This window comes from Patescibacteria group bacterium (genome assembly GCA_041653535.1).
In the GTDB taxonomy this organism is placed as follows: domain Bacteria; phylum Patescibacteriota; class Patescibacteriia; order JACRDY01; family JACRDY01; genus JBAZFH01.
Map to the genome: position 1 here is coordinate 12,497 of JBAZFH010000005.1, position 16,420 is coordinate 28,916.

General features: G+C 42.1%; 14 protein-coding genes and 3 tRNA genes. 14 read left to right on the plus strand and 3 right to left on the minus strand.

The features are described from left to right. Window positions 1-116: 116 nt before the first annotated feature. Both WC310_04995 and WC310_05000 read right to left on the minus strand, forming a co-directional pair. The gene (locus WC310_04995) at window positions 117-1,349 is read right to left on the minus strand and encodes a S1 RNA-binding domain-containing protein (protein MFA5359142.1); all 1,233 of its coding nucleotides are present in this window, start codon (window positions 1,347-1,349) and stop codon (window positions 117-119) included. 265 nt (window positions 1,350-1,614) lie between these two features. After that, a complete protein-coding gene (locus tag WC310_05000; GenBank protein MFA5359143.1) occupies window positions 1,615-2,391 on the minus strand; it encodes a PspA/IM30 family protein in 777 nt (258 codons plus the stop codon). A gap of 303 nt (window positions 2,392-2,694) precedes the next feature. On the opposite strand from WC310_05000, the gene WC310_05005 reads away from it, so the two are divergent. The 3 genes from WC310_05005 (at window position 2,695) to gyrA (ending at window position 6,698) form a co-directional block, all read left to right on the plus strand. Beyond that, window positions 2,695-3,345 carry an MBL fold metallo-hydrolase gene (locus tag WC310_05005; GenBank protein ID MFA5359144.1) on the plus strand — a complete coding sequence of 217 codons (651 nt, stop codon included), beginning with the start codon at window positions 2,695-2,697 and terminating at the stop codon, window positions 3,343-3,345. Window positions 3,346-3,359: 14 nt separating this feature from the next. Continuing rightward, window positions 3,360-4,067 (plus strand): hypothetical protein, encoded by a 708-nt coding sequence (locus tag WC310_05010; GenBank protein ID MFA5359145.1) that lies wholly within the window; start codon window positions 3,360-3,362, stop codon window positions 4,065-4,067. Between the two features lie 78 nt (window positions 4,068-4,145). Next, window positions 4,146-6,698, plus strand: a complete 2,553-nt coding sequence (gene gyrA, locus WC310_05015; GenBank protein ID MFA5359146.1) for a DNA gyrase subunit A — start codon at window positions 4,146-4,148, stop codon at window positions 6,696-6,698. A gap of 55 nt (window positions 6,699-6,753) precedes the next feature. Here the strand turns inward: gyrA and WC310_05020 are convergent, their stop codons facing one another. Next, complete coding sequence (locus WC310_05020; GenBank protein ID MFA5359147.1) at window positions 6,754-7,200, minus strand: hypothetical protein; 447 nt, start codon at window positions 7,198-7,200, stop codon at window positions 6,754-6,756. Between the two features lie 760 nt (window positions 7,201-7,960). Here WC310_05020 and WC310_05025 point away from each other — a divergent pair. The 11 genes from WC310_05025 to WC310_05075 all read left to right on the plus strand — a co-directional run bounded on the left by WC310_05025 (window position 7,961) and on the right by WC310_05075 (window position 16,343). Next, window positions 7,961-8,821 (plus strand): hypothetical protein, encoded by an 861-nt coding sequence (locus tag WC310_05025; GenBank protein ID MFA5359148.1) that lies wholly within the window; start codon window positions 7,961-7,963, stop codon window positions 8,819-8,821. 115 nt (window positions 8,822-8,936) lie between these two features. Continuing rightward, window positions 8,937-9,155 (plus strand): 50S ribosomal protein L32, encoded by a 219-nt coding sequence (gene rpmF, locus WC310_05030; protein ID MFA5359149.1) that lies wholly within the window; start codon window positions 8,937-8,939, stop codon window positions 9,153-9,155. 11 nt (window positions 9,156-9,166) lie between these two features. Further along, complete coding sequence (gene nusB / locus WC310_05035; protein MFA5359150.1) at window positions 9,167-9,646, plus strand: transcription antitermination factor NusB; 480 nt, start codon at window positions 9,167-9,169, stop codon at window positions 9,644-9,646. A 105-nt stretch (window positions 9,647-9,751) separates the two neighbouring features. Beyond that, on the plus strand, window positions 9,752-10,441 hold the full coding sequence (rnc, locus tag WC310_05040) for a ribonuclease III (protein MFA5359151.1): 690 nt from the start codon (window positions 9,752-9,754) through the stop codon (window positions 10,439-10,441). Window positions 10,442-10,447: 6 nt separating this feature from the next. Next, window positions 10,448-10,520 (plus strand) — tRNA-Arg (locus tag WC310_05045). A 16-nt stretch (window positions 10,521-10,536) separates the two neighbouring features. Then, window positions 10,537-10,637: transfer RNA gene (locus WC310_05050), tRNA-Lys, on the plus strand. A gap of 26 nt (window positions 10,638-10,663) precedes the next feature. Then, window positions 10,664-10,735: transfer RNA gene (locus tag WC310_05055), tRNA-Lys, on the plus strand. Between the two features lie 231 nt (window positions 10,736-10,966). Beyond that, window positions 10,967-11,254 carry a hypothetical protein gene (locus tag WC310_05060; protein ID MFA5359152.1) on the plus strand — a complete coding sequence of 96 codons (288 nt, stop codon included), beginning with the start codon at window positions 10,967-10,969 and terminating at the stop codon, window positions 11,252-11,254. Between the two features lie 118 nt (window positions 11,255-11,372). Next, window positions 11,373-11,777, plus strand: coding sequence for a hypothetical protein (locus WC310_05065; GenBank protein MFA5359153.1), 405 nt, complete (start codon window positions 11,373-11,375; stop codon window positions 11,775-11,777). Between the two features lie 145 nt (window positions 11,778-11,922). After that, a complete protein-coding gene (locus WC310_05070) occupies window positions 11,923-12,720 on the plus strand; it encodes a hypothetical protein (protein ID MFA5359154.1) in 798 nt (265 codons plus the stop codon). 149 nt (window positions 12,721-12,869) lie between these two features. Beyond that, on the plus strand, window positions 12,870-16,343 hold the full coding sequence (locus WC310_05075) for a class I tRNA ligase family protein (protein ID MFA5359155.1): 3,474 nt from the start codon (window positions 12,870-12,872) through the stop codon (window positions 16,341-16,343). Window positions 16,344-16,420: the final 77 nt, after the last annotated feature.

Genomic DNA, 16,420 nt, shown 5'->3' on the forward strand with positions numbered 1-16,420 from the left:
AGGGATAGAGTATGCGGTATGCGGGGTAGGACTAATTTCCCATATACCGCATACTCACTCCTGCATACTTAAAATCCCCGCTTTTGACGGGGATTTTATTCTATATTCTATAGAGATTATTCTTCTTTTTTTTCTTCGACTTTCTCCTCAGCTACTTCTTTCTTTTCTTCCTTATCTGCTTTGACTTTCTTTGCCTTTGGCTTGGCTTCCTTTTTTTCTTCTTTCTTTTCATTCTCTGCCGGAGGCTTCAGACTAAGACCTAAGCGGTGATTTTCCGGCTCTATCGATACGATGGTAAACTCGATAGTATCATTAGCCTTGGCGATCTGAGAAATATCTTCGATCGGTTTATTGGAAAGTTCGGAAATGTGAGCCAGACCATGAATATCCGGATCAAGTTCAACGAATAATCCAAACGGATTAATCTTGAGTACCTTACCCTTTACTCTTTGACCGATTTGATATTTTTTACCGACATTCTTCCATGGATCGTCCATTAAAGATTTGGTTGATAAAAATATTTTTGAACCTTCGATATTGATAATTTTAGCTTTGACAGTTTCACCGGGTTTGATGAAATCTTTCGGATCATCGATTCTCTGCCAGGCTAACTCGGAAATATGGATTAAGCCCTCCAGCTTTTCGCCAAATTCGACAAAAGCACCAAAGTCAGTAACGGCGGTAACCTTTCCTTCCACCATGTCGCCGACCTGATATTTGGCCAGAGTGCTATGCTGCTGTTCTTCCCAAGCGGCTTTTTCCGAAACAATCAATTTTTCATCACGTTCGTCAGCAGTAATCACTTTGACGTTAAATTTCATCTTGACGTAACTTTTGAGTTTTTCCAAAATTTTAGCTTTATCGCCGCCAGGAACTCGAGGATAATGTTCCGGACTGAGCTGTGATACCGGCAAAAATCCCGGGACTTTGTTTACCCGGATCATCAAACCGCCGCGATTAGCATCAATAATTTCAGCCTGAACTATCTTACCTTCGGTCATTAAACTTTCCAGCGCGTCCCAAACTTTTTGTCTGCCGGCAAAACGGAAAGATAATTCCAATTCGCCATTTTCATTATCAAGATCTATCACGGTTGCCTCGACTTCATCGCCTAACTTTAAACCCGAATAATCGTCTGATTCCAAATAAAGCTCCGGACCACGCGCAACGCCGGTGCCATAACCTTCGACATCCAATCTGACTTCTTTACTGGAAACACTTAAAACCTTACCTTTTACGGTTTCTCCTATTACCGGCAACTTCAAATAGTTTTCGTCAGCGGCAAGTATTTTAGCCAAATCAGAAACTTTGGCTTCGTCTTTAATATTCTTTTTTAATTTTGGTGACATAAATAAAAAATTCACCTGCTAGGTGAAAGTGTTTATTTTAACCTGTTTGACCTTGTAAATAAAAGCGGTCAAGACAAGTCCTTAGTACCTAGCTAAGGGTTAGTTAATTAATTTTTAAGGTAAAGCCAGTATAATCGATGCCGGGAAATAAGTCAAGCATGGTAGTTGGTAGATGGTAGATGGGGAGTCCCTAGCTACCATCTACTAACTACCTTTACCCGATTTTAAAACCCCCGGCATTTCTACCAGGGGCTTTGTTGAATGGTTAAGTCACGACCGGGGTCTTCGGACCCACGGTCTTTTCGATTTCAGCCAGCGTTTCCTCGCCGGCGATAGGACCCACGGTCTTTTCCGTCGCCGAAGCAACGGTCGTGGGAGACACAAGACCCAGCTCGACCTCGAACTGCTTGAGCAGTTCGTTGGCCTGTATTTTCTGGGCCTCTTTTTCAATTTCGAGACCCTGGATATCAATATTATCCAGAGCCATTTCCATTTTGGCTTGGGAAAGCGCCGCCTCGCGATCGATTCTTTCGATCATTTCATCGTGAGTGGCATCGATCCCTCCAACCTGAAATTGTTCCATGGCGCCGGCGACTCTCGCCTGCCATTGGTTTTGCTTATGCAGCGCCAACGCCTGCTGCACTTTTTCGATGCGGCGAGACATTTCGGCCATGAAGACATCCTTAACCCTCATCGCCCTGTCTTTGGCTTCCAGCGCAACTCGCAGCTGTGCCTCATCGCTGGCACAGTCACCGTTCTCTTGCTCCAATGTAGTCGCGTAGCCGAGCGCCATATCACGGCGACCGACCTGCAATGATGCCTTGATTCGCGACTTAAGCTGCTCGATTTTTTCCCGTCGAGCGTCAAGTCGACTTTGAATGATGGTCGCATTCGCAACCATCATCGCAATGCCTTCGTTCATTTTCGGGACTTGCTCACGCAGCTCCCGAAGGTTTTGGCGAAGAATTTTTTCCGGATCCTCCAAGGACTCAATCGCCCCACCAAGGAACGAACGCAACCACCGACGAAAACGCTTCCACATAGTATCCCTCCTCATTATTATTTCAATTTCAAATTAAAACGTTTTTATGTTTATGTTAATGAACAAACCAAAACATTAATGTAATAGCTTAATATAAAAATAAAAAATTGTCAATAGATGTTGGTAATTAGCAGGTGATGGCTGTGACGAACAACCAACGTACTTAAAACCATCTTGCGAACAGACCTAAATTAACAGTAATTTATACAATTCCCGACTCCCAACCCCTGTGATCACCCCTTTTAAAATTATTTTTTTCATGCTAAAATGAAAACGTTATTTAACTATTTTTGTCTTATTTTTATGCAAATTTCGTGGCTAGGACACTCTTGTTTCAAAATCGAAACTAAAGGCGATAACGACACCGTTACCCTAGTTATCGACCCTTTCGAAGATTCCCTGGGAATCAAAATGTCATCTTGTAAAGCAGATGTTGTTTTAGTTACTCACGATCACACCGACCACAACAATATAGCCGCTATCAAAAGCGAACCGTTTGTTATCAAAGGCGCCGGCGAATATGAGGTGAAAAAAATAGTTGTCTATGGCGTCCCCACTTTTCACGATGATACTAAGGGAATAGAACGCGGAACTAACACCTGTTTTCGTATCGACGCTGAAGGATTGTCTATCGCCCATCTTGGTGATTTGGGACACACTTTGACCGACGAACAGCTGGAGTTGCTCGAAGGAGTAGATGTTTTAATGATTCCTGTCGGTGGTAAATATACTCTTGATGCCAAACAGGCAAGCGAGGTGGTATCACAAATAGAGCCAAGGCTGGTTTTGCCGATGCATTTTAAATATCCCGGAGTCAGAGCAGAGCTGGACGGAGTAGAAGTTTTTCTTAAAGAACTAGGCACTAAAAAACAAGATAATATCGACAAACTAAAAATAAACAAAAAAGACCTTATTAATGAAGATACTCAGGTAGTACTTCTTAATGTTTCTTAAAAAAAACAAAAAATATGCCCGAGCATAAAAACAAAAAAGCTCGTCAAAAATCAGAACATAAGATAAGCGTTTTTCCAGTCGAACCGGCTGAACACGACAGCAAGAAAAAAGCTATCATGACTTTAATTATAGTAATTTTGATGATTATCATATTTTGTGGCTGGATCTGGTCGCTCAAGTTTAGCTTTAACCAGCGGGAAATCACCGATGAAGAATTGGCTAAAGAAAAACAATGGGAGCTGCTCAAAGGCGAAATCGATGATTCTTTTGCCAGTATCAAAAAAAATCTGGCTAAAATAAAAAATTCTCTGGATGTCCAAGAAAAAGCCGCCAATCTTAACCAGACCGAGATAGAAAGGCTTAAAGACAGCCTGAATAAAGAGATGATAAACAACTGGATAACCTACAGTAATTTTGACTATAATTTTTCGATAAAGTATCCGGCGACATGGCAGCAGGAAACACGAGAAGGAAAAATCACTTTTAGCGAGAATGGAAAAGAAATGGCGACTATTATTATCGCTCCGGAAATCGCCAGACCAAAAGTCGCCGATGATAAAATAAAAATTTTCTTTTTAGACAATACTGAAGCCCGACTATATACCGACGCAAATACCAACACGGTGATCGCCGCCTTACCGGAAGGCAAAAACGATATTGCTATTTCGGGATCAGGCGCAACCACGGAACAAATGGCGTCGACTTTCAAATTTATTAAATAGTTATCATAGAATAAGCTGGTCATGCCCAAGGCTAGTACAACCACTAGCTGTCAAGCCACTAGCTCCTAGCCACTAATTATGAAAAAACTTTCCAAGAGAAAACCGATTGGTTCTCCAAAAGATAAAATGCCGGAAGAACAACCAAAAAACGCAAAACCGCAAACATTGCCGATAAAAACCGAATCGACTAACGAAGGCAAATTAATGCTGCAACCGCTAGTAGATGAAATGAAGCAATGTTATCTGGATTACGCCATGTCGGTTATAGTTTCACGCGCTTTGCCGGATGTTCGTGACGGCATGAAACCAGTCCATCGCAGGATTCTTTATGCCATGTGGACGCTGGGTCTGCGTCACTCTGCCAAATTCCGCAAATCAGCAACCGTGGTCGGAGAAGTTCTCGGTAATTACCATCCGCATGGTGATGCCGCGGTATATGACTCCATGGTTCGCTTGGCACAAGATTTTAACATGCGCTATCAGTTAATATCCGGTCAGGGCAACTTTGGTTCGGTAGACGGCGATCCAGCGGCGGCCATGCGTTATACCGAGGCCAAGCTTGCTTCTGTTTCCGAAGAACTACTACTGGATATAGAAAAAAATACTGTTAATTTCGTTCCCAACTACGACGGATCAAAAAAAGAACCGACCGTACTCCCGGCCAAACTGCCGAATCTACTGCTCAACGGCGGTATGGGCATTGCCGTTGGTATGGCTACCAGTATCCCGCCACACAATCTGACCGAACTATGCGACGGCACTGTTGCTGTAATCGACAATCCCAAAATCACTGTCGAAGAATTAATGCAATATATCAAAGGTCCGGATTTCCCTACCGGCGGAACGATTTTTAATATTGAAGAAATTAAATCCGCCTATGGCACCGGAAAAGGCGGTATCATAATGCGCGCCAAAAGTGAAATAGTTGAAGAAAGAGGTACTTTCAAAATTATTATCACCGAAATTCCTTATCAGGTGAATAAAGCAACCCTGATGGAAAAAATCGCCGATTTGGTCCGTGAAAAAAAGATCGACGCTATAAAAGATCTGCGGGATGAATCTTCGAAAGAAGGTATTCGCATTGTTATTGAACTAAAAAAAGATTCTTATCCGAAAAAAGTCCTCAATCAGTTATACAAACACACACAACTACAAGAAAGTTTTCACGTAAACATGCTTGCTCTAGTCGACGGTATACAGCCGCGAGTTTTGAATTTAAAAATGATTTTGGAAGAATATATAAAGCACCGTCAAGAAGTAATCGCCAGACGTACGCAATACGATCTGGACAAAGCCAAAGACCGTGCCCATATTTTGGAAGGTTTGATGATTGCCCTAAACAAAATCGATGCGGTGATTAAAGTTATCAAATCGTCAAAAGACAAAGATGTTGCCAAAACTAATTTGATGAGCAAGTTCAAACTGTCCGAACGCCAAGCGGTCGCCATTCTGGAAATGCGACTGCAAAATCTGGCAAACCTTGAACAGCTAAAAATTGAAACCGAACTCAAAGAAAAACGCCAGCTGATCAAAGAATTGACCGAGATACTCAACTCACCAAAAAGAATTCTAGGTATTATCAAGGGCGAATTAAAAGAAATCAGGGATAAATATGGCGACGAACGCCGAACCAAAATTGTTAACTCCGCACCGGATAAATTTACCATGGAAGACCTGGTTCCAGACGAAGCGACGATTGTTACCATCACTAAAGACGGCTATATCAAACGCCTTTCTCCGGAAAATTTTCGCACCCAGTCTCGCGGCGGTAAAGGAGTACTTGGTCTAACTACCAAAGAAGAGGATACCGTCGATCAATTCTTCTCCACCTCTACTCATTCCGACCTGATGTTTTTTACCAACAGCGGCAAAGTATTCCAACTCAAAGCCTATGACATCCCGGCTGCTTCCCGCACTGCCAAAGGACAATCGATTGTTAATTTTTTACAGCTAACCAGTAATGAAAAAATCACTACCGCACTTTCCCTCAAAGAACTTTCTGATCAAAAATATCTGGTAATGGTTACCAAACACGGCGTGATCAAAAAAGTAGAAATCACTGCTTTTGAAAACGTCCGCCGCAACGGTCTGATTGCCGTCCGACTCAAAGGTGACGACGAACTGCGCTGGGTCAAATATTCTTCTGGTAAAGACGAAATAATATTGATGTCATCTGGCGGCCAAGCAATTCGTTTCAAAGAAAACACTATTCGCGCTATGGGTCGCGGCGCTGCCGGAGTCCGCGGCATGCGCCTCAAAGGTAATGATGAGATAGTCGGCATGGATGTTGTCAGCGGCAAAACAACCGACGCCGAATTAATGGTGATTATGGAACACGGTTTTGGTAAGCGCAGTAAACTATCCAACTACAAAGTCCAGGGTCGCGGCGGCTCAGGTATCAAAACCGCCAAAATCACTCCTAAGACCGGAAAAATAGTCATTGGAGAGATTATCGACCTCAAGGCTCTACCCGAAACTTCCACCGGTGATGTTGTTGTCGTCTCGGAAAAAGGTCAAGTAATTCGCCTGCCGCTCAAATCAGTACCGATTATCGGTCGCGCCACCCAGGGCGTAAGGATTATGAGGTTTAAAGAAGACGGTGATAAAGTAGTTTCAGTTGCCCTAGTCTAAACAAAAAAAAGTAAAATAAAAAAATCGCCCTGCATAACACGGGGCGGTTTTTTTATCATAAAGAAACTTTAATTCGTTTTATTGTTTGATTACTCCCCCGCACATCTATCTTATCAACTATCAATTCTTTAGCATGCAGACCAAAATTTTCGATTTTATTAATCTGCTTTTGAATACTGCTATTTGGTTTCAATAATATTAAGACTCCTGTTTCAAAAACTTTTACATATGCTACCAGACACTGTCCATCTTTTTTTGTCCCTTTTTCTAAGCCAAAAAACGGAGTAGCCAGTAAAACCTCGTCAGCGGCGCTATCCATTCCTGCCGCTAGTCGCTCCTCGCTAAAAACTTTATTATCCCAAACCAAATTTTCCTGATGAAAAAGATTGATCGTCGGCGCAACCACAAAATCAGCCGCTTTTAATATCTCTTCGGCTTCTTGCGAGTCGTACGACTTGCGAAGACTTCCGATTTTTTCTTCTTCCCAAACAGGCACTTCCATATGTATTTATTAAAGCATTGAAAAAGCAAAAAAGCAAAAAAACCCAGCCATTGACTTTTAACTTAGGTTATGATTAAATTACCTATCCAACAAACTGTAGACGAGGTGAAAGTGGGCTTATTGAGACATCTTAATACTTGTTTACTTACCTCGTCCCTTCTCTAAAGACTTCCTTGTCAAAGTTTTTAGAGAGGGTAAAAGATGCGCTGCGTAGCCAAATAAAATAAAAAGCTGGCTGGCGATGTCAATTTTTACCCTCTACCACAATTCAACTCGGGCGAGGCGAAAAGGAGGTTATTAAATCATCATAATGAAGCATAATCTTTTACCTCGCCCCTTCTCTAAAGATTTTCCACTAAAATTTTTAGAGAGGGTAAAAGAAGTGAAGGATAGTCTAGGAAAGACTGAAAAATGTAATTTTTTTCCCTCTGCCACAACTTGGCTCGGGCGAGACGACAATGACTGTATTAAATTTACTAACGAACCTCGTCTTATCTCGCCCCTTCTCTCTTTTTTTATTATAAAAACCAATAAATCAACTACCGCCTTGTTCAAAAACAGGCGGTTTTTTTTACGCCAAAGAACCTTACAATCTTGTCAAACTGGTGAATAAAAATAAATCGTAAGCATTTAAAATGACACTTGACAATTACTAAAAATTCAGATAAATTACCAGCGACCAACATAATGTTGGTGTTCATTTCACCCCATCCTTTGTGACTAGCCCAAGAGCGCTAGCCACCAAAAAAGGAGATTAATCATGCCAGAATTTAGAGACCATGGAAGACCCCCGCTGATGATCGACAGGTTGGTAGAGCAAATCAAAGCTACTACCACGCCATTTAAAATGGCGATCGCTCTGATCAAAACCATCAACACTTTAGACGGTCGCACTCCTTCGGAAATATTTTCCACCTGGGTAGATTTGGTAAACCACTTCAGCGTCTTAAGTAGAATGAACCAGCATCTATTTCACAGCATAGTATCACCGGGAACCGAAGAAGCGCGTGACCTCACCAAAGCATCTCTCGAAGGTCTCTCCCGCCGACTCCGCATACCCACTTCTCATTTAACAGACATTTATTCTGGTCGTGCACGACCTCTGGCAAAAATGGAAGAGGGTAACCGTTTGATTGTCGAATCATTAATAGACGTCTTTAATCGTAGCTGGAGATGTTATTGGTGGCTCGAAAAACGCGATCAGGCGTATGTTGTCGAATTTCTGATTGCCGCCCACAACTACTATAACAAACTTGCAAAGAAAGAAAGCTATGACGGCGAATACCTCAAAAAGGTCATTGACACGCTAATGAAGTGCGGTCAATGGGGACTCTTCCGGCAAAATAACAAGGTCTACTTGATTCCTCAAATATTTTATCTTTTGAACCCAACGGCTCAATTACAGTGGAGTGATTGGAGTCGGCTGACTGACGGCGGTTCAGGGTTGGCTAAAAACGACAAAAAAACGATCAAAAATGATATTGATTTAATCCTGGCTACGGCTGGTGAAGCACTTAGCGTAGAAATATCCCGTACCGATTTATATGATTCGGAACAGGAAAACGCCGCCCAGACATTACTGTATCTCATCGCCGTAGTATTTTTTAGGAACGCTTTATAACATCCGAACCCCGCTTCAACCAAAGCGGGGTTTAATCTTGCCAAAAACAATAAAATCATATATATTACTTGCAGTTTTTCCTAACCACTAACTACTAATCACTAACCACTATATTATGACAATTCCAGCCAAACGTAGACCAAAATCAAAAACTAGGATGGGGCGATCTCACCAAGCCCTCAAAGGCATTACCCTGGGTAAATGTCCGAAATGTAAAAAACCGATGCTACCTCACCGCGCCTGCGGTTATTGCGGATATTATAAAAACAGAGAAATAGTCAAGGTTAAAACCAAACTTGCCAAGTCTAAAAATAGCAAGGCCGAGGAAAAATAAAATAAAAAAATATGTCTAGCCGACACTTAAGTCGCACCGTAGCCATGCAAACCCTTTATCAATGGGATTTTAGCGGTTGCAAAGATGACGTAAAAAGCATTTTGGAACACAATTTGTCCGAAATCGCTCCCGGTATGGAGGATTATAGTTTCCCGGAAAATATTATTAATGGCGTGCTGAAGAACCAAAAAGAAATTGATAAGCTAATCGTCAAATTTGCTCCCGAATGGCCGTTGGAAAAAATCACTATTGTCGACCGGAATATTTTGCGTATCGGCATATACGAACTAAAGTTTGACCCGGAAATCCCAGCCAAAGTCGTGATCAATGAAGCAATCGAAATAGCCAAAACTTTCAGCGGTGAAAGCAGCGGCAAGTTTGTCAACGGAGTCCTCGGAGCCATATATAAAGAAATGGGCGAAAAACACACCCCCAACGATACCAAAGAAAACGAAAACAAAGAAACTAAGACCGAGGAAGTTAAAACCTAAGGAAACAAAATAACTTTAAAAAATAATCTCTGCCCAAATACCAGGATACCGGAAAATAAAAAAAGCCGATGTCCCGATATTTTGACAGGTGGACGTAATGACTTTATGAAACTACTTTCCCGTCTGGAAAAAAACATAGGTACCTCTTTCAAAAACCAAGATTTGCTTAAACAAGCCTTGGTTCATCGGTCATATCTCAATGAAAATCCGGGTTTTAGCCTCGATCACAATGAACGCTTGGAATTTTTAGGTGATGCTGTTTTGGAGTTAGTGGTTACCGAACATCTTTATAATAATTATCCCAACCCCGAAGGAGAACTGACTACCTGGCGCGCCTCGCTGGTAAACGCCAAAATGCTGGGTGGCATAGCAAAAAAACTGGAAGTGGAAGACTATCTTTTTCTGTCTAAAGGAGAATCAAAAGACAAAAATTCCAAAGCCAGGGATTATATTTTGGCCAATGCCTTTGAAGCTATCACCGGCGCTATTTACCTGGATGGTGGCTACGAAGCGGCAAAAAAATTCATTGACGAAAAAGTATTGCCGGAACTACCGGAAATTTTGGATAAAAAACTTTACGTTGACCCAAAATCACGTTTTCAAGAAGCAGCTCAAGAACACGCGGGGATTACCCCACACTACGAAGTAATACAGGAAACCGGTCCCGATCACGCCAAAAAATTTGTTGTCGGAATATTTTTGGATAAGGAAAAAATAGCACAGGGAGAAGGTATGTCCAAACAAGAAGCCCAGGAAAATGCCGCGCTGGCAGGGTTGGAAGTAAAGGGCTGGTAAAATTTTGCGGTCGTAGCTCAATGGATAGAGCACTTGGCTTCGGACCAAGGGGTTGCGGGTTCGACTCCTGCCGACCGCGATTTATTTAAATTTACGGGGTGTTAGCTCAATGGTAGAGCAGTTGCCTCTTAAGCAATTGGTTAGAGGTTTGTCCCTTCGGGACATCTCCCGTAGGGAGACAAATCCTCTACATCCAAGACTGTTCATTATTAAATTTTATATGGGGTGTTAGCTCAATGGTAGAGCAGTTGCCTCTTAAGCAATTGGTTAGAGGTTCAAATCCTCTACACCCCACTTTCAATAAAATTAACCGACTTAAATAATTGGTTGGAGGTTTGTCCCTTCGGGACATCTCCCGTAGGGAGACAAATCCTCTACACCCCACCAAAATAACATCACTGAGAAGTGGTGTTATTTTATTTTAGAATTGTCTCAATATTGACATATCGAAAAAAAGAAGTTAACCTTCAATGATTGCTTATTTAAAAAACATACTTTTGACACTTAAACCAAGGAGGTAGCAAAATGAACCGAGAAACAAGGATTACGGAAATTCCTGATGTCGGGATTAAAATCGAGCAACTAAAAAAGGCCGAGGGTATCTTTGGTATTAAACCAATACCCGGTCAGATAGCAAGCATTGATTCAATAGCCGCAGCGCCAGATAGCCAAGACCTTTCTACGGCAAGAATCATCATTGCTCAATACAATTCATACGACGACGAGACAAATGATATGTCGATCACCTTAAACACCACCGAACTTGATGCCCTTATTAAGGGCCTAATCGATTTGAAGAAAAAATTGGGTTAATAATTTCAAAAGAGGATCTTCACAAGATGCCTCTTTTTTATATTAATTTAAAATCGCCGGATTGAACTTTTGATCAAAAAACGCTAAACTATAACTAGTTAACAAATAAGTTAAAATTATGGAAGAAAACACTCAAGGTACTAGCCCGACACCAGCACCAACTCCAGCGCCAGTACCACCTACCCCTCCAGCAAGCAAGCCAGCTGGATCCGGTCTTGAGCCAAAAGTCGCGGCTGCTCTCAGCTACGTGCTTGGTTTTATCACCGGCGCGTTTTTCTTTTTTACTTCCAAAGACAAGTTTGTGAAATTTCACGCCATGCAATCCATAATCACTAGCGTAGCCCTGATTATTATCGATTATATTCTAGGATTTGCCCTGCGCTATTCCTGGTGGAGAATAAGCGGGGTCTGGAACCTCATAGTATTTGTCTTATTTATTTTCTTGATTTACAAAGCCTACAACCAAGAAAAATACAAATTACCGCTGATCGGCGATTGGGCTGAAAAATGGAGTTCAAAATAGTCTTCGGATAATATTGCCCTATATTTTTTTTAAAAAAACCGTCTTAGCAAAAAGACGGTTTTTTATTTTATTGACAAAATATTAGTAATATGTTTAATATAATAATACTTAACGTTTTTTTAAAATCAAACCAAAGGAGTATCGGATGAAACTGCGAAATATCTTGTTAACGATTATAATCGCCATTATCAGCATTGTTACAATCTTTTCTTGCGACAAAAAAGACGAAAGTGATGACGACGGTGACGACGAAATGTGTATCAAATGTCACTCTACTTCAGAGTGCGTTTCATCTTTCGGTCAGGGCTGGGGTTGCGTTGACGACTGCTGTCTCGATACCAACATCCCGCCCACCGATGATGATAATGACAATAACGACAACGGAGACCTGATCAACATCGCCCTTGGTCAGCCGGTTATTATCACCGACAACGGAGTCTGGGAAGTAAACAACGGCTCGACCGGTTATCTCACCAATGGCAAAATTGATGGTGACACCGTCGGCTATCAAAACTTTAACACCAACGAAGCGGGCGAAGTGACTATCACCGTCACTCTCCTTCAAAAATATCGAATCCAAAAAATCAGTTATAACCAAGGCAACTGTCTGCGAGCTGACGTTTGGAATGCCGATCTTATGACCACTCCGTTCGGCACGACAGGAACGTTAGCCGGAACTCCTCACCACGGTGCCTGGACCAGTCACACCGGCGAAACCGTTACCAACCATGTGGCTATTATTCTCACCAAAACCCGGCTGGACTGGAAAACTGATTGGTTGTCGATCGGTGAAATACAAATCTGGGCAAAACCGCAACCCGTCGGTGATGATGATTCGATGAGTGACGATGATACCGGAGATGACGATAACAACAACGATGATAATAACGACAACAATGACAATAACAACGATAATGACGTGACTACGACTGACACCCACTAAATTCACTCATTCAACCGGTCGCCTAAAAACGTCCGGTTTTTTGTTTAAAAAAGAAATAATTGTCATAGAGACGATTCATGAATTGCCCCTACAGACATCAAAAAATAACCTTGCAAATAGCCAATTTTAGTGATAAACTGATAATTACTATGACGGAAAACAATACCAAAAAAACTATACCCCAAAGCGAAGAAGAAATTCAGAAGTTTTGGCGGGATAATCAAATTTTCGAAAAATCAATAAATCAAGAAGCGCCGCATGGCGACTATATTTTTTATGATGGCCCGCCTTTTGCTACCGGCACGCCACACTATGGTCATATCGTGGCGAGTTTGATGAAAGACGTCGTCCCCCGCTACTGGACCATGAACGGCTGGCGAGTGGAGCGTAAATGGGGTTGGGACTGCCACGGTCTGCCGATCGAAAACATTGTCGAAAAAGAACTCGGCACTCATAGTAAAAAAGAAATCGAGGATAAAGTTGGTGTGGCCAAATTTAACGAAAGCTGCCACAGCAAAGTCATGCTTTATGCTGACGAATGGAAAAAGTTTATCCCACGCCTCGGCCGCTGGGTTGATATGGAAGACGACTACAAAACCATGGACCAACGCTACATGGAAAGTATCTGGTGGGTGTTCAAACAACTCTGGGATAAAGGTTTGATTTACCAAAGCTACAAAGCAATGCATATCTGTCCGCGCTGCGAGACCACTCTTTCCCAATCAGAAGTCAGCGAAGGCTACAAAGATATCACTGATATTTCTGTGACAGTAAAATTTCAGTTAGTTGATGAACCAAATACTTATATTCTGGCTTGGACTACTACGCCATGGACACTAGCCGGCAACATTGCGCTAGCTGTTGGCGCCAACGTGCCATATATTAAAGTAAAGTTTGATGATGGTAATTTTTATATTTTAGCTAAAGACACCGCGGAAAAAACTTTGACCAATGTTAAACATGAATTGGTTGAGGAACTAACCGGTAAAGATTTGGTTGGTAAATCCTATATCCCGCTTTTTCCTTACTACGACAAACCGGAAAATAAAGAACGCGGTTTTAAAGTCTACGCTGCTGATTTTGTTACTACTACTGACGGTACCGGCGTAGTTCATATTGCTCCGGCTTTTGGCCAAGACGATATGAATCTAGGTATGGCAGAAAAACTGCCTTTCGTCCAACATGTTAATATGGAAGGTCGCTTCGCTCCGGAAGTTACCGACTTTTCCGGCGAGTTAGTCAAACCAATCGAAGATCCCAAAGCTACCGACCGCAAAATTATTGCTTGGCTGGAAAAAGAAGGTAAACTATTTGCGCAAGCAGAATACACTCACTCCTATCCTCACTGCTGGCGCTGCGACACTCCGCTACTCAACTACGCCACCTCTTCTTGGTTTGTTTCTGTGACCAAAATCAAAGACAAAATGTTGAAGGCAGCTAAAAAAATAAACTGGGTGCCGGCTTATCTAAAAGAAGGTCGTTTTGGCAAATGGCTTGAAGGCGCTACCGACTGGTCTATTTCTCGCCAGCGTTTTTGGGGTTCGGTCATGCCGATCTGGCAGTGTACCAAATGTAAAGAAAATCTGGTTTTTGGTTCGATCGAAGATTTGCGACAAGCAGCATTAGAACAAATTACTAAATTAATCTTGGTTCGTCACGGTGAAAGCCAAAAAAATGACAGTGGTGTTTTTGATTCTAGTCTCGATAGCACTTTTGAACTGACCAAAGACGGCATTAAACAAGCTAAGGCCGCGGCCAAAAAAATCGCCGCAGAAAATAAAGATAATAATGTCGTTATCTACGCTTCACCGGTGCTACGTACCAAACAGACTGCGGAAATTATCGCCAAAGAGCTTTCTCTTGGTATTAACTGGGCGCCAGAGCTAAAAGAAATCGACAACGGCAACTGGGATGGTAAAACAAAAGACGACCCAAACATTGCCGCTTCCCGAGCTGCTTACAAAAAATTAAACCTAGAAGAACAATACACCGCCAAACGCGGTGAAACCGGTGAATCATGGAAAGAACAAGAAGACCGAATGTATAACTTTGTCAGAACTGTTCTAGAAAAAGAAATTGGCAAAACCATCATTTTGGTTGGTCATCAGGGTCCGCTGCTTTATTTACTCAAATCGATTGAAGACTTGAGTCTAGAAAAGATCTACAAACTTTTTGACTCTCCGGCTTGGAATAGCTACGCCTATCCGATGAACGTTTATGTTAACCAAAAAACTCAAAAGCAGTTTGATCTGCATAAACAGACTGTTGATCCGATCGAAATCCGCTGTCCCAAATGCGACCAACTGGCAAAACGTATTCCCGATGTACTCGACTGTTGGTTTGAGTCCGGGTCCATGCCTTATGCTCAACTTCATTATCCTTTTGAAAACAAAGAAAAGTTTGAAAGTAATTTTCCGGCAAAATTTATTGCCGAAGGCGTTGACCAAACTCGCGCCTGGTTTTATTACCTATTAGTTATCTCTACTGCCATCATGGATGAGGCGCCTTTTGAAAACGTGATTGCTAACGGTATTGTGCTAGCCGAAAACGGTCAGAAGATGAGCAAGCGGCTCAAAAATTATCCTGATCCAAACGCAGTTATCGATCGCTTTGGTGCCGACGCTATGCGCTACTACCTACTCACCTCTCCGGTGGTAAAAGCCGAGACACTAAACTTTTCCGAACAAGGCGTCGAGGAAACCTACAAAAAATTAATCATGATTTTATCCAATGTCTTTTCGTTTTATCAGATGTACGGTGCTGTCGAGACAGTTGCCGCCGATGACTCAACAAATATTTTGGATCGCTGGATACTGGCAAAACTAAATCTACTGATTGAAGAAACTACTAAACAAATGAACGCCTACGATCTAGTCGCCGCTTCCCGACCGATTATTGAATTTGTCGACGAATTATCGACTTGGTTTGTCCGCCGCAGCCGCGATCGCTTCAAAGGCGATGATGCCACTGATAAACAAAACGCCTTGCAAACACTAAAATACGTTTTACTGACTCTAAGCAAAATCATGGCGCCGTTTACGCCGTTTATTGCTGAAAAAATTTACCGTGAAATTGGCGGACAAAAAGAATCAGTACATCTGGACGTCTGGCCGCAGGTTAATAAAAAATTGATCGACCAAACATTACTTGATCAAATGACTCTAGCCCGACAAATCGTCGAAGCTGGACTAGCTGCTCGCGCGACTACCGGGATCAAGATTCGCCAACCGTTACTTTCTTACTCCACCACTCTGACCAAAAAACTTTCAGATGAACTGATTGATATTCTAAAAGACGAACTAAACGTTTTGGATATTAAATTCGGTGAAGATAAACTTGATACTACTATGACACCGGAACTAAAAGAGCAGGGTTTGGTCCGCGAACTAGTGCGCTTCATCAACGCTTTGCGAAAAAATGCTGGCCTGACTATCTCTGACCGCGTGACCGTTTACTATCAAACCGACAACCAGGAAATTAACGACGTTTTCACCAAATTCTCCGACCAGCTCGCCAAAGACACTTTGGCTAGTAGTCTAAAAAATGAAAAAGCCGAAGTGGCGGAAAACTGGCAATCCGAAGTAAAAATTAATGAAACTAAAGTCTGGTTGGGATTAAAATAGTAAATAGGAGGTAGTAAATAGTAGATAATAAAATATCTACCCACCACCTCCTAACCTCCTATCATCCTAACCTCCTA

Bases quoted from the DNA above. Each gene is read 5' to 3' on its own strand.
- WC310_04995 (MFA5359142.1), bottom strand. From the start codon at position 1,349: ATGTCACCAAAATTAAAAAAGAATATTAAAGACGAAGCCAAAGTTTCT.
- WC310_05000 (MFA5359143.1), bottom strand. From the start codon at position 2,391: ATGTGGAAGCGTTTTCGTCGGTGGTTGCGTTCGTTCCTTGGTGGGGCG.
- WC310_05005 (MFA5359144.1), top strand. From the start codon at position 2,695: ATGCAAATTTCGTGGCTAGGACACTCTTGTTTCAAAATCGAAACTAAA.
- WC310_05010 (MFA5359145.1), top strand. From the start codon at position 3,360: ATGCCCGAGCATAAAAACAAAAAAGCTCGTCAAAAATCAGAACATAAG.
- gyrA (MFA5359146.1), top strand. From the start codon at position 4,146: ATGAAAAAACTTTCCAAGAGAAAACCGATTGGTTCTCCAAAAGATAAA.
- WC310_05020 (MFA5359147.1), bottom strand. From the start codon at position 7,200: ATGGAAGTGCCTGTTTGGGAAGAAGAAAAAATCGGAAGTCTTCGCAAG.
- WC310_05025 (MFA5359148.1), top strand. From the start codon at position 7,961: ATGCCAGAATTTAGAGACCATGGAAGACCCCCGCTGATGATCGACAGG.
- rpmF (MFA5359149.1), top strand. From the start codon at position 8,937: ATGACAATTCCAGCCAAACGTAGACCAAAATCAAAAACTAGGATGGGG.
- nusB (MFA5359150.1), top strand. From the start codon at position 9,167: ATGTCTAGCCGACACTTAAGTCGCACCGTAGCCATGCAAACCCTTTAT.
- rnc (MFA5359151.1), top strand. From the start codon at position 9,752: ATGAAACTACTTTCCCGTCTGGAAAAAAACATAGGTACCTCTTTCAAA.
- WC310_05060 (MFA5359152.1), top strand. From the start codon at position 10,967: ATGAACCGAGAAACAAGGATTACGGAAATTCCTGATGTCGGGATTAAA.
- WC310_05065 (MFA5359153.1), top strand. From the start codon at position 11,373: ATGGAAGAAAACACTCAAGGTACTAGCCCGACACCAGCACCAACTCCA.
- WC310_05070 (MFA5359154.1), top strand. From the start codon at position 11,923: ATGAAACTGCGAAATATCTTGTTAACGATTATAATCGCCATTATCAGC.
- WC310_05075 (MFA5359155.1), top strand. From the start codon at position 12,870: ATGACGGAAAACAATACCAAAAAAACTATACCCCAAAGCGAAGAAGAA.